At 69.2% G+C, this 23,707-nt stretch carries 25 protein-coding genes and 1 riboswitch; of the genes, 13 read left to right on the forward strand and 12 right to left on the reverse strand.

The features are described 5' to 3' along the window. Positions 1-76 precede the first annotated feature (76 nt). Together HDC31_RS01735 and HDC31_RS01740 are read left to right on the forward strand one after the other, a co-directional pair. Positions 77-1,804, forward strand: a complete 1,728-nt coding sequence (locus HDC31_RS01735) for an ABC transporter ATP-binding protein (protein WP_058631687.1) — start codon at positions 77-79, stop codon at positions 1,802-1,804. Beyond that, positions 1,801-4,062 (forward strand): ABC transporter ATP-binding protein, encoded by a 2,262-nt coding sequence (locus HDC31_RS01740; protein ID WP_058631686.1) that lies wholly within the window; start codon positions 1,801-1,803, stop codon positions 4,060-4,062. Before HDC31_RS01735 ends, HDC31_RS01740 begins: the two co-directional genes overlap by 4 nt. 79 nt (positions 4,063-4,141) lie before the next feature. Here the strand turns inward: HDC31_RS01740 and HDC31_RS20460 are convergent, their stop codons facing one another. After that, positions 4,142-5,800, reverse strand: a complete 1,659-nt coding sequence (locus tag HDC31_RS20460) for a D-alanyl-D-alanine carboxypeptidase family protein (RefSeq protein ID WP_061016864.1) — start codon at positions 5,798-5,800, stop codon at positions 4,142-4,144. 81 nt (positions 5,801-5,881) lie between these two features. Next, positions 5,882-5,991, forward strand: a riboswitch (TPP riboswitch). On the opposite strand from HDC31_RS20460, the gene HDC31_RS01750 reads away from it, so the two are divergent. The 3 genes from HDC31_RS01750 to HDC31_RS01760 all read left to right on the forward strand — a co-directional run bounded on the left by HDC31_RS01750 (position 5,984) and on the right by HDC31_RS01760 (position 8,870). After that, positions 5,984-6,640, forward strand: a complete 657-nt coding sequence (locus HDC31_RS01750) for an ECF transporter S component (RefSeq protein WP_046747499.1) — start codon at positions 5,984-5,986, stop codon at positions 6,638-6,640. It overlaps the preceding riboswitch by 8 nt. Positions 6,641-6,642: 2 nt before the next feature. Then, positions 6,643-8,094 carry an ABC transporter ATP-binding protein gene (locus HDC31_RS01755; RefSeq protein WP_374939215.1) on the forward strand — a complete coding sequence of 484 codons (1,452 nt, stop codon included), beginning with the start codon at positions 6,643-6,645 and terminating at the stop codon, positions 8,092-8,094. Beyond that, a complete protein-coding gene (locus tag HDC31_RS01760) occupies positions 8,091-8,870 on the forward strand; it encodes an energy-coupling factor transporter transmembrane protein EcfT (protein WP_113680161.1) in 780 nt (259 codons plus the stop codon). Before HDC31_RS01755 ends, HDC31_RS01760 begins: the two co-directional genes overlap by 4 nt. Here the strand turns inward: HDC31_RS01760 and HDC31_RS01765 are convergent. The 6 genes from HDC31_RS01765 to HDC31_RS01790 all read right to left on the reverse strand — a co-directional run bounded on the left by HDC31_RS01765 (position 8,867) and on the right by HDC31_RS01790 (position 12,572). Next, entirely contained in the window at positions 8,867-9,211 is a 345-nt protein-coding gene (locus HDC31_RS01765) for a CHY zinc finger protein (protein WP_230977790.1), read from the reverse strand. The genes HDC31_RS01760 and HDC31_RS01765 overlap by 4 nt on opposite strands. Continuing rightward, positions 9,208-9,933 carry an aminoglycoside 3'-phosphotransferase gene (locus HDC31_RS01770; RefSeq protein ID WP_179515762.1) on the reverse strand — a complete coding sequence of 242 codons (726 nt, stop codon included), beginning with the start codon at positions 9,931-9,933 and terminating at the stop codon, positions 9,208-9,210. The genes HDC31_RS01765 and HDC31_RS01770 overlap by 4 nt, the downstream gene beginning before the upstream one ends. 33 nt (positions 9,934-9,966) lie before the next feature. After that, positions 9,967-10,920, reverse strand: coding sequence for a cytochrome c oxidase assembly protein (locus HDC31_RS01775; RefSeq protein ID WP_257021912.1), 954 nt, complete (start codon positions 10,918-10,920; stop codon positions 9,967-9,969). Then, positions 10,917-11,453: a signal peptidase II gene (locus tag HDC31_RS01780; protein ID WP_113680160.1), complete on the reverse strand. Its 537-nt coding sequence runs from the start codon at positions 11,451-11,453 to the stop codon at positions 10,917-10,919. Before HDC31_RS01780 ends, HDC31_RS01775 begins: the two co-directional genes overlap by 4 nt. Then, positions 11,443-11,835 (reverse strand): hypothetical protein, encoded by a 393-nt coding sequence (locus tag HDC31_RS01785; protein WP_113680159.1) that lies wholly within the window; start codon positions 11,833-11,835, stop codon positions 11,443-11,445. Before HDC31_RS01785 ends, HDC31_RS01780 begins: the two co-directional genes overlap by 11 nt. A 251-nt stretch (positions 11,836-12,086) precedes the next feature. Next, positions 12,087-12,572, reverse strand: a complete 486-nt coding sequence (locus tag HDC31_RS01790) for a hypothetical protein (protein WP_179515763.1) — start codon at positions 12,570-12,572, stop codon at positions 12,087-12,089. Between the two features lie 169 nt (positions 12,573-12,741). On the opposite strand from HDC31_RS01790, the gene HDC31_RS01795 reads away from it, so the two are divergent. Both HDC31_RS01795 and HDC31_RS01800 read left to right on the forward strand, forming a co-directional pair. After that, positions 12,742-13,500 carry an SDR family NAD(P)-dependent oxidoreductase gene (locus tag HDC31_RS01795; RefSeq protein WP_046747505.1) on the forward strand — a complete coding sequence of 253 codons (759 nt, stop codon included), beginning with the start codon at positions 12,742-12,744 and terminating at the stop codon, positions 13,498-13,500. A gap of 47 nt (positions 13,501-13,547) precedes the next feature. After that, positions 13,548-14,378: an NAD(P)-dependent oxidoreductase gene (locus HDC31_RS01800; protein ID WP_058631678.1), complete on the forward strand. Its 831-nt coding sequence runs from the start codon at positions 13,548-13,550 to the stop codon at positions 14,376-14,378. A gap of 184 nt (positions 14,379-14,562) precedes the next feature. Here the strand turns inward: HDC31_RS01800 and HDC31_RS01805 are convergent, their stop codons facing one another. The 4 genes from HDC31_RS01805 to HDC31_RS01820 form a co-directional block, all read right to left on the reverse strand. After that, positions 14,563-15,312 (reverse strand): sulfite exporter TauE/SafE family protein, encoded by a 750-nt coding sequence (locus HDC31_RS01805; RefSeq protein ID WP_113680157.1) that lies wholly within the window; start codon positions 15,310-15,312, stop codon positions 14,563-14,565. Then, entirely contained in the window at positions 15,309-15,896 is a 588-nt protein-coding gene (locus tag HDC31_RS01810) for an ankyrin repeat domain-containing protein (protein ID WP_257021913.1), read from the reverse strand. Before HDC31_RS01810 ends, HDC31_RS01805 begins: the two co-directional genes overlap by 4 nt. A 174-nt stretch (positions 15,897-16,070) precedes the next feature. After that, positions 16,071-16,709, reverse strand: a complete 639-nt coding sequence (locus HDC31_RS01815; protein WP_058631675.1) for a bifunctional 4-hydroxy-2-oxoglutarate aldolase/2-dehydro-3-deoxy-phosphogluconate aldolase — start codon at positions 16,707-16,709, stop codon at positions 16,071-16,073. A gap of 62 nt (positions 16,710-16,771) precedes the next feature. Continuing rightward, entirely contained in the window at positions 16,772-17,311 is a 540-nt protein-coding gene (locus HDC31_RS01820; protein ID WP_113680155.1) for a ribosomal protein L7/L12, read from the reverse strand. Positions 17,312-17,381: 70 nt separating this feature from the next. On the opposite strand from HDC31_RS01820, the gene rlmN reads away from it, so the two are divergent. After that, the gene (gene rlmN, locus HDC31_RS01825; protein WP_179515764.1) at positions 17,382-18,668 is read left to right on the forward strand and encodes a 23S rRNA (adenine(2503)-C(2))-methyltransferase RlmN; all 1,287 of its coding nucleotides are present in this window, start codon (positions 17,382-17,384) and stop codon (positions 18,666-18,668) included. On the opposite strand, the gene HDC31_RS01830 is transcribed toward rlmN, so the two are convergent. Next, a complete protein-coding gene (locus tag HDC31_RS01830) occupies positions 18,617-19,294 on the reverse strand; it encodes an NAD(P)H-dependent oxidoreductase (protein WP_113680154.1) in 678 nt (225 codons plus the stop codon). The genes rlmN and HDC31_RS01830 overlap by 52 nt on opposite strands. Positions 19,295-19,359: 65 nt before the next feature. On the opposite strand from HDC31_RS01830, the gene HDC31_RS01835 reads away from it, so the two are divergent. The 5 genes from HDC31_RS01835 (at position 19,360) to HDC31_RS01855 (ending at position 23,657) form a co-directional block, all read left to right on the forward strand. After that, positions 19,360-19,923 (forward strand): TetR/AcrR family transcriptional regulator, encoded by a 564-nt coding sequence (locus tag HDC31_RS01835; protein WP_113680163.1) that lies wholly within the window; start codon positions 19,360-19,362, stop codon positions 19,921-19,923. A 132-nt stretch (positions 19,924-20,055) separates the two neighbouring features. Continuing rightward, positions 20,056-21,696 (forward strand): DUF4407 domain-containing protein, encoded by a 1,641-nt coding sequence (locus tag HDC31_RS01840; protein WP_061015089.1) that lies wholly within the window; start codon positions 20,056-20,058, stop codon positions 21,694-21,696. An 88-nt stretch (positions 21,697-21,784) separates the two neighbouring features. After that, positions 21,785-22,057, forward strand: a complete 273-nt coding sequence (locus HDC31_RS01845) for a hypothetical protein (RefSeq protein ID WP_179515765.1) — start codon at positions 21,785-21,787, stop codon at positions 22,055-22,057. Positions 22,058-22,067: 10 nt separating this feature from the next. After that, a complete protein-coding gene (locus tag HDC31_RS01850; RefSeq protein WP_257021914.1) occupies positions 22,068-22,589 on the forward strand; it encodes a hypothetical protein in 522 nt (173 codons plus the stop codon). Between the two features lie 54 nt (positions 22,590-22,643). Continuing rightward, positions 22,644-23,657, forward strand: coding sequence for an aldo/keto reductase family protein (locus tag HDC31_RS01855; protein ID WP_113680153.1), 1,014 nt, complete (start codon positions 22,644-22,646; stop codon positions 23,655-23,657). The last annotated feature ends 50 nt before the right edge of the window (positions 23,658-23,707 follow it).

The raw sequence follows: 23,707 nt of genomic DNA on the forward strand, positions 1-23,707 counted from the left end.
TGTCTTGTGGCCGATTGTCGGTCGGCATCCGTCTGCCGAGAAATCCGCCGTTTCATCCTTCCTAGAAAGTCCGCCTGTGCTGGGAAAAATCCTCCTCCGTTATCTCTCCCGATACCGATGGCTGCTGCTCGCCGTGCTGGTGTTCCAGCTCGCGAGCGTGGCAGCCACTCTCTACCTCCCGCGCCTGAACGCCGACATCATCGACAAGGGCGTCGCCCGGGGCGACACCGGGTACATCTGGAGCACCGGTCTGTTCATGCTCGCGGTCTCGCTGGGGCAGATCATCGCCTCGGTCACCGCGACCTACTTCGCCGCGCGTGCAGCGATGGGTGCCGGGCGCGACATCCGCGCCGACGTCTTCGGCAAGGTCAGCGGCTTCTCCGAGCGTGAGGTGTCGCAGTTCGGTGCCGGTTCGCTCATCACCCGCAACACGAACGATGTGCAGCAGGTGCAGATGCTGGCCATGATGGGCGCGACCATGCTCGTCACGGCGCCGCTGCTCGCGATCGGCGGCATCTTCTTCGCGGTCCAGACCAACGTCGGACTCAGCTGGCTGATCGCCGTCTCGGTGCCGCTGCTGCTCATCCTGGCTGCCCTCGTCATCGGCCGCATGGTGCCGCTGTTCCGCAGTTACCAGGGCAAGCTCGACAACGTCAACCGCATCATGCGCGAGCAGCTCACGGGCGTCCGCGTGGTGCGTGCCTTCGTGCGCGAGCGCATCGAGGAGGAGCGCTTCCGCGGGGCGAACACCGACATCATGGTCGTGGGCCGCAAGGTCGGCTCGCTCTTCGTGCTGCTGTTCCCGCTGTTCATGCTCATCCTCAACGTCACGGTCGTCTCGGTCATCTGGTTCGGCGGTATCGAGGTGAACAACGGCACGGTGCAGGTCGGCACGCTGTTCGCCTTCATGCAGTACATCGGTCAGATCATGGGCGGCGTCATCATGGCGAGCTTCATGGCGATGATGATCCCGCGCGCCGCAGTCTCGGCCGAGCGCATCGGCGAAGTGCTCGACTCCGAGTCCACCCTCGTGCGTCCGGAGAACGGCGTCACGGAGTTCCCGGTTCCCGGATCCGTGGCGCTCGACGATGTCGAGTTCACCTACCCCGGGGCGGACTCGCCGGTGCTCACGGGCATCAGCTTCGCCGCCCAGCCGGGCGAGACCGTCGCGATCGTCGGCTCCACCGGTTCGGGCAAGACGACGCTGATCTCCCTCATCCCTCGGCTCTTCGACGTCTCGGGCGGATCCGTGCACGTCGGAGGCACCGACGTGCGCGAGGCCGACGTCGAGTCGCTCTGGGACAGCATCGGCCTGGTGCCGCAGCGTCCGTTCCTCTTCACCGGCACCGTGGCGTCGAACCTGCGCTACGGCCGTGAGGAGGCCACCGACGAAGAGCTGTGGCACGCGCTCGACATCGCACAGGGTCGTGACTTCGTGGAGGAGATGCCGGACGGTCTCGATTCCCGCATCGCCCAGGGCGGCACGAACGTCTCCGGCGGTCAGCGTCAGCGGCTCGCGATCGCCCGCGCGATCGTGCACCAGCCGAAGATCCTCGTCTTCGACGACTCGTTCTCCGCTCTCGACCTGACGACAGACGCGCGGCTCCGCCAAGCGCTGTGGCGGGAACTCCCGCACGTCACGAAGATCGTGGTCGCCCAGCGCATCTCCACCATCACGGATGCCGACCGCATCGTCGTGCTCGACGGCGGCACCATGGTGGGCGTCGGCACGCATGAGGAGCTGCTCGAGACGAGCGACACCTACCGAGAGATCGTCGAATCGCAGCTGGGGGTGGACGCATGAGCGCGCAGAACGACGACCAGCGCAAGGCCAAGCGGGGCCGCGGCAAGGCAGCTTCGTCCGTCGCCGAGGTCGAGCTGACCGCCGAGGAGAAGTACGAGGCCGAGCTCGCCGAGCAGGCGCGTCAGAACTCCGGCGACTGGGACAGCGTCGCACCGGGCAAGGCCGACAACTTCGGCCCCAGCTTCGCGCGCATGATCGGGCTGCTGAAGCCCTCGGCCATCTGGTTCGTCTTCGTGTCGATCCTCGGCGCGATCGGCGTGGTCCTGACGGTCGCAGCGCCCAAGGTGCTCGCCGAGGCGACCAACCTCGTCTACAAGGGCTTCATCTCCATCCAACTCGGTCAGCCCACCGACGGCTTCCCCGGCTTCCCCGCCGGCACGTCGCAGGACGTGGTGGTCGACGCGCTGCGGGCAGGCGGACAGGACGACTTCGCGAACCAGGTCGGCGCGCTGGGAGACTTCACGGTCGGCCAGGGCATCGACTTCGACGCGCTGCGGCTCGTCATCGCCGCCGTGCTCGGCATCTACGTGGCCGCCGCCTTCCTCACCTGGATCCAGGGCTACGTCATCAACGTGATCATGGTGCGCACCATGTGGCGACTGCGCGAATCGGTCGAGGCGAAGATCAACCGCCTGCCCCTGGCGTACTTCGACAAGGTGCAGCGCGGCGAGCTGATCTCGCGCGTCACGAACGACATCGACAACATCACGCAGACGATGCAGCAGTCGCTCTCGGGCGCACTCACCTCGGTGCTCACCGTGATCGGCGTGCTCGTGATGATGTTCTCGATCTCATGGCAGCTCGCCCTCGTGGCCCTCATCACGCTGCCTCTCATGGGCGTGATCTTCGGCATCATCGGACCGCGGTCGCAGAAGGCCTTCGGCACGCAGTGGCGCAAGGTCGGGCGGCTCAACGCCCGTGTCGAGGAGGCGTTCTCTGGCCACGCGCTGGTGAAGGTCTTCGGTCGCGAGAAGGACGCACTGGACAAGTTCCAGGACGAGAACGAAGAGCTGTTCCAGGCGAGCTTCAAGGCGCAGTTCCTCTCCGGCATCATCATGCCGGCGATGATGTTCGTCGGGAACCTCAGCTACGTGGGCATCGCGGTGCTCGGTGGTCTGATGGTCGCCAACGGTCAGCTCCGCCTCGGCGACGTGCAGGCGTTCATCCAGTACTCGCAGCAGTTCACGCAGCCGCTGTCCGAGCTGGGCGGAATGGCCGCTGTCGTGCAGTCCGGCACCGCCTCCGCCGAGCGTGTGTTCGAACTGCTCGACGCCGAGGAGCAGGAGGCCGACGACGCCGATGCTCCCGAGCTCGTGGAGGGCAAGGGCGTCATCGAGTTCGAGAACGTCGCGTTCTCGTACACGCCGGATCGTCCGCTCATCCGTGATCTGTCGTTCCGGGTGGAGCCGGGTCAGACCGTCGCGATCGTCGGTCCGACCGGTGCGGGCAAGACGACGCTGGTCAACCTGATCATGCGCTTCTACGAGCTCAGCGGTGGACGGATCATGCTCGACGGGCAGGACATCGCCGAGGTGACCCGCGACGAGCTGCGATCGCGCACCGGCATGGTGCTCCAGGACCCGTGGCTGTTCGCCGGCAGCATCCGCGAGAACATCCGCTACGGTCGCTCGACCGCGACCGATGAAGAGGTCCTCGCCGCAGCCAGGGCCACCTACGTCGACCGCTTCGTGCACGCCCTCCCCGAGGGATATGACACGGTGCTCGACGAGGATGCAGCGAACGTGTCGGCCGGTGAGCGTCAGCTCATCACCATCGCGCGGGCGTTCGTCGCACAGCCGTCGATCCTCATCCTCGATGAGGCCACGTCGGCGGTCGACACCCGCACCGAACTGCTGCTGCAGCACGCGATGGCCGCGCTCCGAGAGGGGCGCACGTCGTTCGTGATCGCGCACCGGCTGTCGACCATCCGCGATGCCGACCTCATCCTGGTGATGGAGCACGGCGACATCGTGGAGAAGGGTACGCACGACGAGCTCATCGCCGCGCAGGGCGCCTATTGGCGTCTGTACCAGTCGCAGTTCGAGCAGGCCGCGACCGACATCGACGCCGAAGACGCTCTCACGGGAACGACGCCGGTCGTCGTCACCGGCGAAGCGGGCGACACCGATGCTGCGGGCGCGGAGGCTGCAGCCGCTGTGGCCGGCGCGTCCGTCGGCGCACAGGTGCCGGCAGTCGAGACGGCCGCGGCGCAGGCCCTGCTGGAAGACGGCGCTGACGGCTCCGATCACCGCTCCTGACCTACGGCATCAACGCACGACGCCCCACCGCCGCTCACGCGGGGTGGGGCGTCGTCGTAGGCGATCGCCGGGGAGTGCGTCAGGGCTGGTCGGCTCTGATCCCGAGCAGCTCGAGCGGGTGGGTCAGACGCCACCAGGGACTCGGCCCCTCGACATCCGCGGCCAGCACCAGCGGAGTCGTCGTGGTGTTGACCGGTCCTGCCGTGGTCAGCGTGCCCACCGTGTCACCCTGTTCGCGTTCTTCGCCGAGGTCGAAGGCGGTCGCGGCGGTCGCGGTCGCGCTGTTCCAGAGCACCACATCGGCGTCGGATTCGGTGATGACGTCGACCTGCTCGCCCCACGGAGTCGTGACGCTGCCGACCACGGTGTCCTTCGCGACGGCCGGCGCCTGCGCCTCCAGTGCGGATTCCGCCTCGGCGAACAGGGAACGCGTGAGAGCGAGTCGCTCGTCGTCTCCGGCTTGATTCAGCGCCGCGGCGAACAGGTGCACCGTGGTGTCACCGATCACGAGGTCCTTCGCGGTGAGAAGGTTCCAGCCGACCAGGGTGCCGGTCTTGATGCCGACGACACCGGGATCGTCGAGCATGCCGTTCGTGTTCACGACGGTGCCCGCACCCGGGAGGTCGACGGACTTGGTGCCGACGATCTCGGCGAAGACCGGGTTCTGCATCGCACGCTCGCCGAGCGCCACCAGGGCCTCGGGCGTGGCCACGTTGCGCTCGTCGAAGCCGGAGGGGGTCACCACGGTGATTCCGGTCAGGCCACGTTCGCGCAACCACACCTCTGCAGCCCTCGCGAACTCGCGCTCGGAGCCCCAGATCTCGGTCGCGAGCCGATCGATGTAGTTGTTCGCGGAACCCATGAGCGTCCCCTGCAACAGCTGGTACTCCGTGAGGACTCCGCCGATGGGCACGTCGAGGGCGGATTGGTCACTGCGCCGGTAGTCCCAGTACTTCACGCTGTCGGCGCGGGTGAACGAGAACTCGGGTCCTTGCTCCCCGACAGCGAGCGGCATGCGGTCGAGCACCATCAGACTGCTGACGACCTTGGTGATGCTCGCGATGCTCACGGCGTCGGGCACCGAAGCCGCCGTCGTCATGCCCGCGATGCCGACGGCACCCGCACCCTCGGTCGGCCAGGTCACGGCGGCGGCAGCGGCGGGAGTCGTCGCGAACTCGACCGACTGCACCGTCGGCGGCACCTCGTGGAGGGGCCAGAGCAGTGTGGTGCCGGCGTAGACGGCGACGAGACCGGCGAGCGTGGCCAGCGGGACCAGGACACCCGGGCGGGCGATGGCGGGGCGAAGACGCGCACCGCGCAGCAGACCGCTCGATCGCTCGGCCTCCGAGGTGTCGTCGAGAGTGGCCGTGGCGGTGTGCTCGGCGACGGTCGCGGCGTCCACCCAGGTGAGAGCGGTGGCCGTCGTGGTGTCGTCGGCCCACTGGGGCGCGGCTGTCTCCGACGCGGTGAGTTCGCCGGAAGGATCCGGGACCGTGCGGTCGCGAGGGATGAACGGCGGCTTCGTCAGCGCGGGGGTGGCCGGTTCCGGGGCGCTCACGGCCTCCGGTGGAACGACGGGCTCCGGGTCTACGACCGTCCCCGGAGCATCCGCTCCAGGCGACGTCTGCTCGGCCGTCAGCACCGATCCGCCTGTCGCGGTGTCGGCGGTGTCGGCGGGGGCAGGGCCGTCGTCGCCGACGACGCCCGTCGCCTCGTCGGCGGGATCTGATGCGGTCACTCGTTTACGGTACCCAATCCCGCGCGTGTTCCGCGGCGCCGGGCCCTGTCGCCACGGGGGTGTCGCCGACGGTAGGATCGTCAGCACAACCACGGGAGTCCGGCGAGCCGGGCTGAGAGGGAGCGAATCGCGCTTCGACCGTCGAACCTGATCTGGGTCATGCCAGCGCAGGGAGGAGTTCAGATGAGTACGCCCACGTCCGCATCCACGCAGCAGGCATCCGCCGCCGCACAGGATCCGCACCGCACATCGATCTGGCGCTGGCGCGTCGTCGACATCGTCGTTGCCGCCGTCCTCGGCGTCGCGATCGGCCTCGTGTTCTGGGGATGGAACACGATCGGCTACGCCTGGTTCGGTGCGGCCGATGCTCTGACGCCGGGACTGGGCGGTATCGCCGTCGGCATCTGGCTGCTGGGCGGCGTCGTCGGCGGCCTCGTCATCCGCAAGCCCGGTGCGGCGCTGGTCGTCGAGCTCGTCGCAGCGATCGTGTCGATGCTGATCGGAAACGTGTGGGGCGTCTCGACCGTGCTGTCCGGCATCGTGCAGGGACTCGGCGCGGAGATCATCTTCGCCCTGTTCTTCTACCGGCGCTTCGGGATCGCGGTCGCCGCGCTCGCCGGTGTCGGTGCAGCGGTGGCTGCCTGGGTGTTCGAGCTGTTCTACGGCAGCTCACCCAACATCCTGAAGTCCGTCGAGTTCAACACGATCTACCTGGTCAGCGTTGTCGTCTCCGGGGCGATCCTGGCGGGTGTCGTCGGTTGGCTGCTGGTGCGCGCCTTGGCCGTCACCGGTGCACTGAACCGCTTCGCCGTCGGGCGAGAGCACGTGCGCGAGGTCTGACCGTGACCATCGCCGCCCCGGCCCGCGTGCAGGCTGCGGGCTGGGGCTGGCGGTACGCCGGTCGGAAGCTCCCCGCCGTCGAGGACGTCTCGTTCTCGATCGAACCGGGTGAGCGGGTGCTGCTGCTCGGCGCCTCCGGTGCCGGGAAGTCGACGCTGCTCGCGGGCCTGGCCGGGGTCCTCGGCGGCGACGACGAAGGGGTGCGAACCGGGTCGCTGCACATCGACGGTGCCGCCCCCGAATCCCGGCACGGTCAGGTGGGCCTCGTCCTGCAGGACCCCGATGCGGGGATCGTGCTGTCGAAGGTCGGCGACGACGTGGCGTTCGGGTGCGAGAACCTCGGTGTGCCCGCATCCGAGATCCCCGGTCGCGTCGCGGAGGCGCTGGATGCCGTCGGGCTCGATGTGCCGCTGCAACGCCCCACGAAGGCCCTGTCGGGCGGACAGAAGCAGCGACTGGTGCTCGCCGGTGTGCTCGCGATGCGCCCAGGGCTGCTGCTGCTCGACGAGCCGACGGCGAACCTCGACCCCGAGGGTGTGCGCGAGGTGCGGGCGAGCGTCGAACATGCCGTCGCCTCCACCGGTGCGACGCTGATCGTCGTCGAGCACCGCACACCGATCTGGGTCGATCTGATGACGCGGGTGATCGTGCTCGCGGCCGACGGCGGACTGCTCGCCGACGGGGAACCGGCCCAGGTGTTCGCGGCATACGGCGATGTGCTGGCGGACGCCGGGGTGTGGGTGCCCGACCGGGGGATCGACCTGCCCGTGCTGGAGCAGGTGTCGGCACCGGACGCGCTCATCGCGTCCGCCCTGACGATCGGACGGGAGCACGGAGCGCCGGTGCAGCGCGGGCTCGACCTGCGCGTGCCGCGGGGGAACGCGACGGTGATCACCGGGCCGAACGGCGCCGGCAAGTCGACGCTCGCCCTCACGCTCGCCGGGCTCATCCCGGAGCAGGCGGGAGAGGTGCGGTCGGCACCGGAGCTGGCGGGGCGCAAAGGCACGCGCCCCATCCGCTGGACCTCGCGCGAGCTGCTCACCCGCATCGGGATGGTGTTCCAGGAGCCGGAGCACCAGTTCCTGGCCCAGACCCTTCGCGATGAGCTCGCGGTCGGACCGCGGGCACTCGGCTGGGATCAGGCGAAGACGGATGCGGTCGTTGACGGTCTTCTCGAACGCCTGGGCCTCGCCCCGCTCGCCCTCGCCAACCCGTTCACGCTCTCCGGAGGGCAGAAGCGGCGGCTGTCGGTCGCCACCGTGCTGGCCGGGGCGCCGGAGGTCATCGTGCTCGACGAGCCGACGTTCGGACAGGATCGCCGCGGGTGGATCTCGCTCGTCGCCCTGCTGCAGGAGGAGATCGCGCGTGGCCGGTCGATCATCGCGGTCACGCACGACGACGCGGTGATCCGACACCTGGGCGGTCATCGCATCGAGTTGGGGTCGTCGTCGTGACGGCGACCGAGACCGTGCGCCCGGTCTGGCTCGACGGTGTGAACCCGGTGACGAAGCTGCTGCTCGCCCTGCTGCTGTCCGTGCCGCTGTTCGCCTCCATCGACATCACGAGCGCGCTGGCAGCGATCGTCCTGCAGCTGCTCTGCTTGCCGTTGACGGGGCTGCGTCTGTCGACGGTGCTGAAGCGCCTGCTGCCGATCGCGATCTTCGCCCCCATCGCCGGTGTGAGCATGCTGCTGTATGCGGAACCGGCAGGGCGCATCTACTGGACGTTCGGCTTCGCGACGATCAGCGACGACTCCATCACGCTCGCGATCGCGGTGAGTCTGCGAGTGATCGCGCTCGGACTCCCCACGATCCTGCTGTTCGGCGGCACCGACCCGACCGAGCTCGCCGACGCGTTGGCGCAGGTGGCCAAGCTCCCGAGCCGCTTCGTGCTCGGCATCCTCGCGGGAACGCGCATGCTGGGGCTCTTCCTCGATGACTGGCGCACCATGAGCCTGGCCCGTCGCGCGCGCGGTGTGGGCGACCGGGGTGTGCTGCGACGGTTCTTCTCGATGGCGTTCGTGCTGCTCGTGTTCGCGGTGCGGCGCGGCTCGAAGCTGGCGCTCGCGATGGAGGCCAGGGGCTTCGGCTCCGGCATTCCGCGCACCTGGTCGCGTCCCTCCCGGTTGCACCCGCGTGATGCGGTGGCGGTGATCGGCGGAATCGCGATCATGGCACTTGCGCTCGCCGCCGCCGTGCTCGTCGGGACGTTCCGTTTCGTCTGGAGCTAGCTCCGGTCGAGCTGGAAGTAGTGCTCACGGTGCAGTGCGCACCGCTCGTTGAACAGCGCCGAACACCGTGGACATGCCGTCGCCGCGAAGTACTCGGCGATCGTGAGCTCATGCCCGCACGCACCGCAGAGGATCGCCCGTCTGTCGCGCTCATGGGCCGCCCATTGCTGTGCCGCATGCTTCACGGTCTCCTCGTGGCAGCGGTGGCACGGGTAGTACTCGCCGCAGCAGGCGAAGCGGATCGCGATGATGTCGGTCGGGCCCCGATAGTGCACGCACCGGGTCATGTCGTCGACGACCGGACCGAGCACACGCGGCCGATCGTCGGGCACGATACTCACGTCTCGTTCCAGAGTCGACGGTAGTACTCGAGGCGCTCGTGATCGGGGTCGACGCCGTAGGCCTCGATCAGTGTGTCCTCCCAGCCTTCGCCGAAGTTCCACATCGTGCTCATCGAGGCCACGGCGATGTCGGCCCAGCGGTCGGCGACACCGAGAGCGGCGAGATCCACGAAGGCGGCCGGCCGGCCTTCCGCGTCGAGAAGCGTGTTCGGCATGCAGGCGTCGCCGTGGCACACCACCAACCGGTCGATCGACGGTACCTGGAGCAGATCCTCTGGCACGACCGTGCCGCGATCGGCGGCGTTGGCGATCCGCCACTGCGTGCTCCACTCCCAGGGGCACTCGGCCACCGGCAGGGCATCGTGCAGCATCCGCAGGCCGACCCCGACCGCTCGCACCGCGGTCTCCGGCTGGTCGGCCCAGCGGGGGTCGACGGCGCTGCGGGCATCGATCGCGACCGTGACGAGCCACTCGTGCGTGTCGTCCTGGCCCTGCTCGATCACCTCCGGTACGGGGATCCACGTTCGTGCCCACCTCATGCGCTCGGCTTCGTCGCGCATGTTCGCCTCGTCGTCGAGTGGGCCCCACTTGATGTACCGCCCGTCGTCGGTGCGGAAGGTCAGCCCGCCGATCCCGTTGAGCCAGACCGGCTCGAGCGCGGCACCGCGCGCGAGCTCGCGAACCTTCATCGGCACGTCGAGGGAAGCGGAGGGAATGCTCATCCGTCCATCCTGCCCGACGGGCACCGCACCGGCTCAGCGGCGGTCGTCACGGAGGCCCTCCAGATAGGCGTTGTAGGCGTCGAGCTCAGCGGTGCCGTGCGCATCGGCATAGCGATCGGCCGCGGCGGCGCGTGCCGTGTCGTCGCGGAACCACCGGTGCATCACGTAGACGAGCATCAGCAGGGTCGGGGCTTCGCCGTACGACCATGCCAGCCCGCCGGCCAGCTGCTGGTCTTCGAGCGGATTCATCCCGAGCGCCAGAGTCGGTGCGACGAAGTGGTCGACGAGCATGGTGGTCGCCATCATCAGGAAGACGCCGAAGAACGCGTGCAGGGCCGCTTCGGCGAAGACGTCCAGGGCGCGACCGCCGTGCCCGAGCCGCACCGGGAGGGGATCGGAGCTCAGTACCGGGACGGTGAAGAGGATCCCGATAACGAGGAACCCGACCTCCAGAGCGAGGTGGCCTCCGGGCGCTGCGAGCACACGATCGGCGAGACCGGCCAGGTACAGCCCGTAGAACGCGATCAGGTACATCGGCAGCGCGATCCACGGGCTCAGGATCCACCGGGCGATCCCGCTGCGGAGCCCTCCGTGCGCGATACGCAGCACGACGGCGCCCAGCCCGCGGTGCGGTGTCACCCGCAGGAGGAGCGTGCCCGGTGAGCCGAGGACCAGCAGCGGAGGGATCGCGATCATGAGCGTGAGCTGCTGGAACATGAACACCGACATCAGGGCATAGCCGTACACCTCGACCCCGAGGCCCGTGGTGGCGGCGAGCGCGATGCACCCCAGGAGGAAGGCGACGGTTCGCCAGACGGGCCACCGACGGTGCTGCCGCCACAACCGGAGCGCCCCGGCCAGATAGGCGACCGCCAGCACTACCGCGACCAGGGGCAGGAGGGGGAACGGCCCAGCGGCCGGAGTGAACAAGACCGGTGTGAGGAAGTCTGCGAAGGTCGGCGGGGCATCGGGCATCCAGTCGTTCATCCGGCCGCGTCCTCCCGCGAGCCGTCCGGCCGGTCGATGGTCTGCGTCGTCCGCGCTGCCGCACGCTGGTCGAGCAAGAGCCCGACGACGAGGACGACCCCCCCGATCGCGAGCGCGACATCGGCGAGGTTCCCGATGAACCAGTTCCCGTAGGCGAGGAAGTCGGTGACGTGACCGCGACCGAATCCGGGGGGTGCGAGCAGACGGTCGAGCACATTCCCGATGGCACCTCCGAGGATGAAGCCCAACCCCCACGCCCGTCCCCTCGTGCGCGCGCGCGTCGCGGCGACGAACAGAGCCGCCACCGCAGCCACGCCCACCACGGTCAGCACCCACGTCGCCCCTGACCCGAGCGACAGGATCGCGCCGGGGTTGAAGGCGAGCTGCAGGCCCAGCGCATCACCCAGCAGGGGTATCCGCTCCGTCCGGCTGAGTCCTGCGATCGCGGCGGCCTTGCTCGCCTGGTCGATGAGCACGACGATGCCGGCGACGACGAAGGCGATCCCGTACCGGGGACTGTTCTCACGCGACATCGGAACCCTCTTCCCTCGCAGCGGCGTCCGCGCGGTCGCGCCGACGCCGCGCGCGCCCTGAGACGAGAATGCCGAGCGCTCCCGCAGCGAGGAGGAAACCGATCCCGAAGAGGAAGGCGACGCCGAGGAAGCCGAGATCGGTGCGCTCCACCGGCTGTTCGCCGTTCTGCTGTTCATGCGTGGTGCCGGTGGTGGGAGTGGGAGTGGAGGTCGGGGTGGGAGTCGGAGCGGTGGTCGTTGTGCGGCTTTGGGCGCCGACGACACTGCGCTGCTCCCCGGCCGCTGCCGACTCCGCACCGATGAACACGATCAGGGCGCTGAGAGCGGCTGCAGCGATCGCCGTGCGGACCGGCCGAGAGGCCGTGCCGACCGGCCGGCTCACCGTCCTCGCCTGTCCGGAGCGAGCGGTTCGCCGTCGTTCGATGTGCGTTTCATGGGGTCTCCTTCGAAGGGGTGAGCGCGGGCGTGGCCTCGGATGTCGTCACGAGGGGGTCGCGGGATTCGGTGCGGGAGCGGGAGCGGGCGTGAGAGCGGGCGCGATCCGGATGCCGGGGCGTGGCCCCTCGAGGCAGGAAGCCGTGGAGCCGCGCGACACCGGCGGAAGACGCCGTTCTGGTGACGGCGCTTCGACGATCAGGTTCGGGAGAGACCCAGCCGGATCAGGGAGACCGCGGTCCCGCAGGGGTGCAGGGGAGACGCCGGATCTGAGCGCAGCGCGCGCGGTGTCTCCCGGAGGGTCGAGAACTGTCCGGGGCGCCCGAGGACGCGAGAAAGCAGGAGCATCGCGGCGAGGCCGCACAGCACCCCGAGAATGCAGAGTGCGGCACCGACGAGGGTGCTCGTGACGGCGACCGGGAATGCGGCCTGGACCTGGGCCTCGTCCGTTTCGGCGTCGGCGCCGATCGCGGCGGTGTCGTCGATAGCGGCGGTGTCGTCGAACGCATCGATGGTCGCGGCGGCGAGCGAGGGGGCCGCGCCGTTCTCCCCGGCATCGCCGTGTGCGGTCACCGCGAAGGCGAAGAGGAGCAGGAGCGCCAGGCTCACGGTGGTAATGAGGCGCATTATCACCGGCTGGTCGACAGTCGCCGTGGATCGGTGGATCCCGGGCGGGCGGCGCATTCTCCGGATCCTACTCCCACGACCTATCGCGTTCCTTCGAGCGGGAGACGGGAACTAGGCTCGGTCGCGACGCAGTTGCTCAGAGTCGTGGTGATACCAGGAACCACGTAGGCTGATACTGCGTTCCATCACGGCATGTCGCACGACGGGGTTCGAAGGAGAACATCAGATGCAGATCAGTGGACAGGGTGCACTCATCACCGGCGGAGCCTCCGGGCTGGGACTCGCCACGGCGCGACGACTGGTCGCAGCGGGCGCGCACGTCACGATCATCGACCTCGCCTCATCGAAGGGCGCCGAGGTCGCGGACGAGCTCGGCGGTCTCTTCGTCGCGGCAGACGTCACGAACGCCGAGGAGGTGCAGGCGGCCGTCGCGGCCGCGCAGTCAGCGGCACCGCTGCGCGTCGTCGTGAACTGCGCCGGGATCGCCCCACCCGCCAAGGTGCTCGACCGTGAGGGCAACCCGGCCGTGCTCGCCGACTTCGAGCGCGTGATCCGGATCAACCTCGTCGGCACGTTCAACGTCATCTCCCAGGCCTCCGCCGTCATCGCGAAGAACGAGCTGCACGACGAGGAACGCGGTGTCATCGTGAACACCGCGAGCGTCGCCGCGTTCGACGGGCAGATCGGCCAGCCCGCGTACTCCGCGTCCAAGGGCGGCGTGCACGCGATGACCCTTCCGGTGGCGCGCGAGCTCGCCCGCTACGGCATCCGGGTCTGCACGATCGCCCCCGGCATCATGGAGACGCCGATGCTGATGGGCCTCCCGCAGGCGGCCCAGGACTCCCTGGGTCAGCAGGTGCCCTTCCCGTCCCGTCTCGGCCGCCCCGACGAGTACGCCGCCCTCGTGCAGCAGATCGTCGAGAACGGCTACCTCAACGGCGAGACCATCCGCCTCGACGGCGCCATCCGCATGGCGCCGCGCTGACCCCGCGCCTGTCCCTCCCCTTCGCGATCGAGAACCCAGGAGAACACATGTCCCTTGCAGGCAAGACCATCCTGATGTCGGGCGGCAGCCGCGGCATCGGCCTCGCGATCGCGCTGCGAGCCGCCGCCGACGGTGCGAACATCGCCATGCTCGCGAAGACCGACACCCCGCATCCGAAGCTCGAGGGCACGATCCACACCGCCGCCGAGCAGATCCGTGCGGCGGGCGGCCAGGCTCTCCCGATCGTCGGCGATGTGCGCGACGACGACGACATCACCGAAGCGGTCCTGAAGACGCAGGGTGAGTTCGGCGGCATCGACATCGTGATCAACAACGCCAGCGTCATCGATCTCTCCCGCTCGCTCGACCTGAGCGCCAAGAAGTACGACCTGATGCAGGACGTCAACGTGCGCGGGACGTTCATGCTCTCCCGCGCGGCGGTGCCGATCCTGAAGGATGCCGAGAACCCGCACATCCTCTCGCTGTCGCCGCCCCTCAATCCGTCACCGAAGTGGCTGGGCGCGCACACCGGCTACACCCTCGCGAAGTTCGGCATGACCATGGCGACGCTCGGCCTCGCCGCCGAGTTCGCCCGCGACGGGATCGCCGCCAACACGCTCTGGCCGCGCACCACGATCGCCACTGCCGCGGTGCAGAACCTGCTCGGCGGCGACAAGGTCATGGCCGCGAGCCGCACGCCCGACATCTACGCGGACGCCGCCTATGCCGTGCTGCTCAAGCCCGCCGCGTCGTACACGGGGCAGACCCTCATCGTGGAGGACGTGCTCGAAGCCGACGGCGTGACCGACTTCTCCCGCTATGCGGCGATCCCCGGCACCCCCGACACCGCCCTGTTCCCGGACATCTTCCTCGACTGAGCTCCCTGCTGCCCCTGCTGCCCCAGCTGCCCGAAGTCGGAGGCCGAAGTCGGAGGCCGAAGTCGGAGGCCGAAACAGAGACCATCCGACGTCAGGGCCGCGTGTCGGGCGACGCCACGCCGCACTGAACTGGTTCGTCTCCGTTTTGGCGGGAGGAGGGTGAGGGCGCGTGGTGTGGGTGTGGTCAGAACAGCAGGTAGACCGCGCCGAGGATGGTGAGGGCGATCACGATGCGGTCGAACACGCGCTGATTCATGCGGCGGGCGACTCGCAGTCCGAGGAGCGCGCCGACGACGACGAGCGGGGCGAGCACGGCATCCATCAGCAACACGGGTGTCTCGAACAGCCCGAGGCCCGCGAGGAAGGGGACCTTGATCACGTTGATGATGGCGAAGAACCAGGCGGACGTGCCGAGGAACACCTGCACGGGGGTGCGGGTGGCCAGGAAGTACATCGACATGACCGGGCCTCCGGCGTTGGCGACCATGGTGGTGAAGCCGCCGAGGGTTCCGTAGGCGCCCGCGAGGATGATGCCGCTGGACGGGGGAGCCACAGCGTCCGCTCTGCTCTGCCGCCACCGACGCCACAGGGTCACGGCGATCATCAGCAGCAGGATCACGCCGATCGCCCGACGGACCACCCCGTCGCCGGCGAGGGCGAGGAACGCGAAGCCGACCAGCAGCCCGGCGATCACCGCGGGAGCGAGCCGCAGCAGCGTCGGCCAGTGCGCGTGGCGACGGTAGGCGGTGAGGGCGAACAGGTCGCCGACCATCAGGAGCAGGAGGGTCGCCGCCGTCGAGGTGCGTGCCGGCAGCACGGCGGCGAACAGGGCGATGGCCAGGATGCTCCCGCCGGGCAGTGCCGTCTTCGAGATGCCGATCGTCACCGCGGCCACCGCGAGCGCGGCCCAGGCCCACGGGTCGAGGGCGATCACCGTTCGAGCTCGGCGACGATCGCGTCGTAGCCCCGTGCTGTGGCGAGATCGACCGGGAGCACGCCGTCCCCGTCGGGGATGCTCGTGTCCGCTCCGCCGTCCATGAGCGCGCGCACCACGTCGACGTAGGTGGAGGAACCGTCGCCGAGAACGATCGCCTCGTGCAGCGCCGTCCAGTTCAGGTCGTTGATGTGGTTCGGGTCGACACCGGCCTCCAGCAGGATGGCGATGGTCGAGAGGAGTCCGCGTTCGGCGGCGGGGATCAGTGCCGTTCCGCCGAAGCGGTTCGTGCTTGCGAGGTCGGCGCCGTTGTCGAGCGTCAGCAGGAGGATCTCGTCGTGTCCCCGCGCACCGGCGTACAGGTAGGCGGAGTCCTGGATGTCGTCCTTGGCGTTGACGTCCGCACCCGCGTCGATCAGAACGCGCGCCGCGTCGACGTGATCGGCCTTCGTCGCGGCGATCAGTGCGGTCATGCCCCCAGGTCCCCGTGCCTCGAGGTCCGCCCCGTCGTCGATCGCCTTCCTGACGGCGGAGGCGTCTCCGGACGCTGCGGCCGCGAGCAGATCGCGAGTGGCGTCGGTCATGGCGGGCTCCTGGGTCGATGAGCGCGGATCAGGTGCCGACGGAGGCATGGCCGACGTGCAGCCGGTCGCGGTCAAGAGCGCGATCGCGACGGCGCCGATCGACAGCATCCGTCGCGCACCCATGCATCCGGTATACCAAACGATGGGGAGTGTGCGGTGCTCGATCGCGTGGTGTCACTCGCGCGTGGCGGTGAGGGCCGCGGCGAATCGTGCGGCGCGCTGCTCGATATCGGTCCAGTCGGCGTTCTTGATCGACGCGCCGTTCGCGAGGTCTCCGCCCGCACCGACCGCGACCGCTCCGGCGGCGAACCAGGCGGCGAGGTTGTCGGGGTTCACGCCACCGGTGGGCATCAGCGGGGCGTCGGGGAACGGTCCGCGCAGGGCGCCGAGGTACGACGGGCCACCGAGCGATGCGGGGAAGATCTTCACGACGTCGACGCCGAGCTCGAGTGCGCCCATGACCTCGGTCGGGGTCATGGCGCCGGTCATCACGACCCGGCCCGTGTCGAGCATGCTGCGCGTGAGGTGCGGCAGGGTGCCGGGGCTCACGAGGAACTCGGCTCCCGCGTCTGCAGCCTGCTCGGCCTGCGCGGCCGTGGTGACGGTGCCGGCCCCGACGTAGGCGGCGTCGCCGTGGCGGGTGATGAGCTCGCGGATGACGGCGGGGGCGTCGGGAGTGGAGAAGGTCACCTCGATGCCCGTGACCCCGCCGCGGATGATCGCCTCCGAGGCCTCGAGGGCCAGTTCAGGGGAGGGGGCGCGGAGGACGGCGAGGATGCCGGTCGTGCGGGCGCGGTCGAGACGGTCGGGCATGGGGCTCCTTCATCGGGCGGGCTCGTCCATTCTCCTGGGCGCAGCCTGTAATGACAACTCGATCAGGACGTGTGGGTGTGCGGCCAGGCGTCGATCACGTTCTTGGACTCCTTGAGTCCGAGCCCCGTGTGCTCGCGGAGGGTCTTGATCGCCGCGATGGCCGAGCCGCCCGCGACCTGCGCGTCGATCGTGGAGGCCACCGACGGCGGCAGCGAGGCGCGGACCGACGACGGGGTCGCGGTGATCGACGAATGCGGCGCGGTCGTGTGAGAGACGGCTGCGGGGTGCGGAGCCGTCGTGCTGACCGACCAGTGCTCGATACGGTCCTTCGCGTCTTTGAGCGAGACGCCGGAGTGATCGCGGTAGAGCTTGATGGCGTGGATCTTCTGACCCGCCACCACGAGGCGGTCGACCTCGGCGACGACCTCCGGGGTCAGCCCTGGAGTCGCAGCGGCGGAGGCGGAAGGGGCGGTGTGCGGGGCGGTGGAGAACCCCGGGGGATCCGGGAGTTTCGGGCGCATCCCCCGGACGGCCACGGCGAGGACGGCGACGACCACGATCAGGCCGACGACGATCGCGATGATCCACAGCACGGCATCCATGGCCTCAGTCTAGGGAGGCAGCCGCTCGCGCCCGGGGTCTTCCCATCCGCCACCGCGTACCCTGGAAGGTATGACCGAGACTCCCCGCACGCGCGAGACGCGCCCCGCAGCACCCGCGTCGTCGCGTTCGGGGGCCGTCCGCGAGACCAAGAAGCCGCAGGTGCGCCCTGCGACCGAGGGCTGGACGCAGCAGAAGGATGCCGAAGGGCGCCCGCTCCTGCAGTTCGCGAGCCCCAAGCGCGGGAAGCCCCCCGTGCACCTCGCCGACCTCACCCCGGCCGAGCGCATCGACAGGGTGAAGGAGCTCGGCCTGCCCGGCTTCCGTGCGAAGCAGCTCGCGACGCATTACTTCCGGCACTACACGTCGGACCCCGAGCAGATGACCGACCTCCCCGCGGACACCAGGGAGCAGCTCGTCGCCGGGATGCTGCCGCCGCTGCTCACCGAGGTGCGACGCCTCGAGACCGACCGCGGTGACACGATCAAGTTCCTGTGGCGCCTGCACGACGGGGCCCTGGTCGAATCGGTGCTCATGCGCTACCCCGGCCGCATCACGCTGTGCGTGTCGAGCCAGGCAGGCTGCGGCATGAACTGCCCGTTCTGCGCGACCGGACAGGCGGGACTGACCCGCAACATGTCGACCGCCGAGATCATCGAGCAGATCGTGCGGGCCAACCGGCTGATCGCCGAGGGTGGCCTGGGCGGCAAGAAGGCCGACGACCACAGCATGGAGCGTGTCTCGAACATCGTCTTCATGGGCATGGGTGAGCCGCTCGCCAACTACAAGCGCGTGATGGACGCCGTGCGCACGATGGTCGCCCCGCAGCCCGACGGCCTCGGCATGAGCGCTCGCGGCATCACGGTCTCGACCGTCGGCCTGGTACCCGCGATCAAGAAGCTCGCCGATGAGGGCATCCCGGTCACTTTCGCCCTCTCGCTGCACGCCCCGGACGACCATCTGCGCGACGAGCTCATCCCGGTGAACTCGCGGTGGAAGGTCGACGAGGCCCTCGACGCGGCCTACGACTACTACGCCAAGACGGGTCGTCGCGTCTCGATCGAGTACGCGCTGATCAAGGACATGAACGACCACGCCTGGCGCGCCGACCTGCTGGCGGACAAGCTCAACCAGCGCGGACGCGGGTGGGTGCACGTGAACCCGATCCCGCTCAACCCGACCCCCGGCTCCATCTGGACGTCGTCGGACAAGGATGTGACGGACGAGTTCGTGCGCAGGCTCAACGACGCCGGCATCCCGACGACCCTCCGCGACACCCGCGGCAAGGAGATCGACGGGGCGTGCGGTCAGCTCGTCGCCACGACCGAGGACGAGGCGGCTTCCGCCGCACTGGCCTGAGGCGTCGAGTCGGCCTGAGGCGTCGAGTCGGCCCGAGGCGTCGAGTCGGCCTGAGGGATGCCGTCGCGGCGTCCGTCAGCGGCGCCGAGTCGTTCGGCGCGGTCGAGCCACCGGGTGATGGTCGCGGGCGTCGCATCCTTGACGCCGAGCATGCGATGGGTGCGCACCGAGCGGATCCCGCAGAAGCGCATCGTTCCGCGGGCGACGTGGGTCTGCGCGGGCAGTCCCGTGAACGGTGCGAAGAACCAGGGCGTGTCCGCGAGCAGCAGCAGCCGGCCGTGCCGCGCCGGCAGCAGCCCGTCGGGGAGCCCGAGCTTGTTGTAGCGGTACTCCTGCTGCGGTAGCAGGGCCCTGTCGAAGAAGCCCTTGAGCAGCGCCGGGACGGAGCCCCACCACAGCGGCGTCGCGATGACCACGGTGTCGGCCTCCTGCAACGCACGCTTCGCGTCGACGAGGTCGGGCTCCAGCGTCATGCGCTCGCGGTAGCCGAAGCGCAGGCTCGGGTCGAAGTCGAGGTCCCGCAGGGCGAGTACGCGTGCGTCACCGTGCCCCGCCGCATAGCGCTGCGCGAGCGACGCGGTCAGGGAGCGGGCGTCGGGGTGGCCGTCGATCACGAGAGCGGGCATGGCTGATTCCTATCTGGACAGTGTCAAGCTGGTGGACACTGTCAAGATAGGAGAGGATGTTGCTCATGTCAAGTTCGAAGGACGGCTATCACCACGGCGATCTCGCCCGTGCGCTCGAGGACGCGGCGATGCAGCTGCTGGAGCGCATGCCCGCGGCCGAGATCAGCCTGCGCGAGGTCGCACGGGCCGCGAACGTGAGCCACAACGCCCCGTACCACCACTTCTCCGACCGGCTCGGACTGCTCAAGGCGATCGCCGAACGCAGCATGGCCGACCTCCTCGAACAGGTGCGTACGGCGACCGAGTCCGCGTCGACGCCCGAGGCCGCGCTCACCGCCGGCGGCGGCGCATACATCCGCTTCGCCGTCGAGCATCCGCATGCGTTCGACGCGGTGTACGACCCCACGGTCTGCATCCCCGGCTCGCCCACGGCCACGATGGCCCCGCTGATCGACGGACTCGAAGCCGTGCTCGCCCAGGCAGCCGTCGGCGCCGGCCTCGATCGTCCGACCGATGCGGTGGCGCTGTGGGGGCTGATCCACGGGCTGGGCACCCTCGCCGCCGCCGGCCACTTCACCCTCGACGCGGCACTCGAGACCTACGCTGCCGCGCTCGACCGGCAGCTCTGACGCCGCTCCGGTCGCGATATGACACCCGAATGGCCGCAGATGGCTGGAATATCGCGACGGCAGCAGCCAACCTGAGAGGCCGCAAAGGACTCTTCCACGTTTTCCACAGGCGATCTTTCGTAGATTGTTCGAATGCCCTATTCCGCCCATCGACCGGGTCGTTACGACTCGCAGGGTCGGATCATCCTCGACAGCGAACCCGACGCCGTCACGGATGACCTCGACTTCCTGCGCGAGTTCGAGCCCACCGGACCCGAAGACGCCGCCCGAGACGCGTCCTCGTCCGAGGCGACCCCGATCGCCGACGCCGTCACCGCAGAAGAGACCGCAGCGCCCGCCCCGGACGCATCCGCCCCGGTGAAGCCCGCACGTGCGCCCCGTGTCCGCCGGCCCCGCAAGAAGCGCGAACCCCGCGCTCCCGGCTCGCGCGCTCGCACCCTCGCGATCCTCGGCGGTGCGGAGGGCGAGATCCTCGACCGTGTCCCCGGTGAGACGCCCCGCTTCGTGCAGATGTTCTTCGTGCTCGCAGGCACCGCGCTGGTGTCCGCGATCTCGATGCTGTTCGCCCTGACCACCGGCGTGCAGGCGGCGGTCTGGCTGGCCGTGCCGCTGGCGCTGGTCTGGGCGCTCATCATCTTCAACCTCGACCGCTTCCTCACCTCGACCATGAGCTCGACGAGGAATGTCTGGCGCCTCATCGGGCTCGCCATCCCGCGTGTGATCATGGCTGCGATCATCGGCTTCGTCGTGGCAGAGCCGCTCGTGCTGCAGATCTTCCACAACGACATCGCCCGCGAGGTCGCCTCCACCAACATCACCCAGTCGCAGTCCGACCAGGAGGCTCTCGAGTCCGGTCCGGAGAAGATCGCGCTCGACGCGGCCTCCGCCAAGGTCGCCGAGCTCGAGAACCAGGCGGCCACGGGCATCGTCGCAGGAACCGACTCCTCGTCGGCCACCGAGTCGGCGGCTCAGGCCACGGTCGATGACGTCACCGCGAAGATGACCGCCCAGCAGGCCGTGATCGATCAGGCTCGGGTGCTGTATCAGTGCGAGCTGACCGGTGAAGGCGCCGGCACTGTTCCCGGCTGCACCGGCGTCAACGGCCAGGGTGCCAGCTCCGATGCCGCCAAGGCCCAGCTCGCCGAAGCACAGCAGACCTACGACGCGCTCGCCGCACAGCTGCGCACCGCGAACGAGGAGCTCGCCGCCGCCGGCACCGCGGCCAAGGAGAACACCACCTCGTCCGAGGCGCAGAACCGTGAGCAGGCGAAGTCGCAGCTGCCGACGGCTCGTGACTCCTACGACCAGGCGCTCGCCGCGTACAACGCGCGCGCCGATGCCGTGGCGCAGGGCAACGCGGGAGCGGTCGGCCTGCTCAGCCAGATCAGTGGACTGAACCGACTCAGCGAGAAGGAGCCCACGATCCTGTGGGCGCACATCCTGATCGCGGCCCTGTTCTTCATGATCGAGCTGCTGCCGGTGCTGGTCAAGGTGCTCACGAGCTATGGCGACCCGAGTCTCTACGAGAAGGCCGCCGCGATCCGCAAGCAGGTCGCCCTCGACAAGGTGACGGCCGAGGGGTTCCGCGACCGTGCGCAGATCGTGACGGATCAATCCCAGGAGATACAGGCGGAGTCCGGTTCCGGCGAGCCGCAGACGCGCGCGGAACGTCGGGAGGCGGCCGAGGCGCAGGAGCGGGAGCGAGCCGAGAAGCGCGCGCAGGCGCAGACGCTCGAGGAGCAGGAGCAGCTGGTTCGTCCGACGATCGGCTGAGCTGAGCCACGTGGCAGGGAGCCGGTCGGCTGGTGCTCAGAGGAGCTCAGGAATCCGCTCCGACATCGGTGGTGCCTGCTCTGGTTCGATGTCGCGGATCCGGGTGGTTCGGAGCGCCGGGTCGTCGCGGACGGCGACGGCGATGGAGCGGATCAGCGCCACGGTGGACGGTGTGCGTGCCCAGTGCGCTCCGGTGATCAGCGTCTCGATCGCCGGAAGCGCCGCGTTCGCCGTGTCGGTCTCGCCGGACGACCATATCCGCATCCCGTTCACCGCGCCCGACGATGTGCTGGAGGAGGGCACCCGCCGTCTCGGTGGGGCGTGGCGCGAGTATCGGGAGACTCTCGGGATGCGTTCCTAGGATGACCCGGATGACCCGGATGACCCGCATGACCCGCATGACACGGATGCAGCGCCGGACTCTGTGGATCTCGATCGTCGGTGTGCTCGCCGTCCTCGCCTACGCCGCGTTCGCCGCCGTGCAGATCCTCGTGCTCAACCCGCTCGCCGCAGCCCCTGGTCGAACGCTCGACGAGATTCGTTTCGCGATGTCGGAAGCCGGGGAGAGCCTGATGCCGGGTCAGGCTCTTCTCGTCCTCGGCATCGGCGTCGCACTCGCCGTGGTGCTCGCGGTCGTCGCGGTCCGCACGGGCGCGCACCCGCTCGTCCCGGTGATGGGATTCCTGGCCTTGCTGATGCTCGGTGCGATCGGCTACTTCGCGGCCTCGTTCGGTGCCGGCATGGGGCTCGCCGACGCCTTCGGCATCAGCGGCGGCGACTACTCGCCCTGGGCTGTGCCGCTCTATGTCGTGAGTGTGCTCTCGGGGGTCGTGCTCGTCGCTGTGGGGGCCGTGGTCTCCGCGCGCCGAAGCGGTGCCGCAGCGCCCGACTGAGGCCGTCCGCCTCCATCCGGCCCCGCCGGCGCGGGCAGCCAGTAGCGTTGATCCATGGTCAACTATCGCTATCTCGGCAACAGTGGTCTCAAGGTATCGGAGATCACCTACGGCAACTGGGTCACGCACGCATCGCAGGTCGAGGACGACGCCGCGGTCAAGACCGTGCACGCCGCCCTGGACGCCGGCATCACCACCTTCGACACTGCGGACACCTACGCGAACACGGCGGCCGAGGTCGTGCTCGGCAAGGCCCTGGAGGGTCAGCGTCGCGAAGGGCTGGAGATCTTCACCAAGGTCTACTTCCCGACCGGGCCCAAGGGTCCGAACGACACGGGCCTGAGTCGCAAGCACATCTTCGAGTCGATCAACGGTTCGCTGACGCGTCTCGGCACCGACTACGTCGACCTCTACCAGGCGCACCGCTTCGACTACGAGACCCCGCTCGAGGAGACGTTCCAGGCCTTCGCCGACGTGGTCCGTCAGGGCAAGGCGCTCTACATCGGCGTCTCGGAGTGGACCGCGGAGCAGCTGCGTGAAGGGCACGCGCTGGCGAAGCAGCTCGGCATCCAGCTCATCTCCAATCAGCCGCAGTACTCGATGCTGTGGCGGGTCATCGAGGGCAAGGTCGTCCCGGCGTCTGAGGAGCTCGGCATCTCGCAGATCGTCTGGTCGCCGATGGCGCAGGGTGTGCTGAGCGGAAAGTACCTGCCGGGTCAGCCGGTTCCGGAGGGCTCTCGGGCGACCGACCCGCACAGCGGCGCCGACTTCATCAAGAGCTTCCTGCAGGACGGCATCCTCACCGCAGTGCAGCGCCTCAAGCCGATCGCGGAGCAGGCGGGGCTGTCGATGCCGCAACTCGCGATCGCGTGGGTGCTGCAGAACCCGAACGTGGCGGCGGCCCTCGTCGGCGCCTCCCGTCCGGAGCAGCTCGCCGAGACCGTCAAGGCCTCCGGTGTGAAGCTCGACGCCGACACGATGACCGCGATCGACGAGGCTCTCGGCGACACGGTCAACCGCGACGCCGAGAACACCTACTCGGTCTCACCGAAGTCCCGGCTCGTCTGACTTCCTGATCCAGACGCCGAGACCCATCGGAAACGCCGAGACCCACTCCC

Source organism: Microbacterium sp. JAI119 (assembly GCF_013410135.1).
Lineage (GTDB): Bacteria > Actinomycetota > Actinomycetes > Actinomycetales > Microbacteriaceae > Microbacterium > Microbacterium oxydans.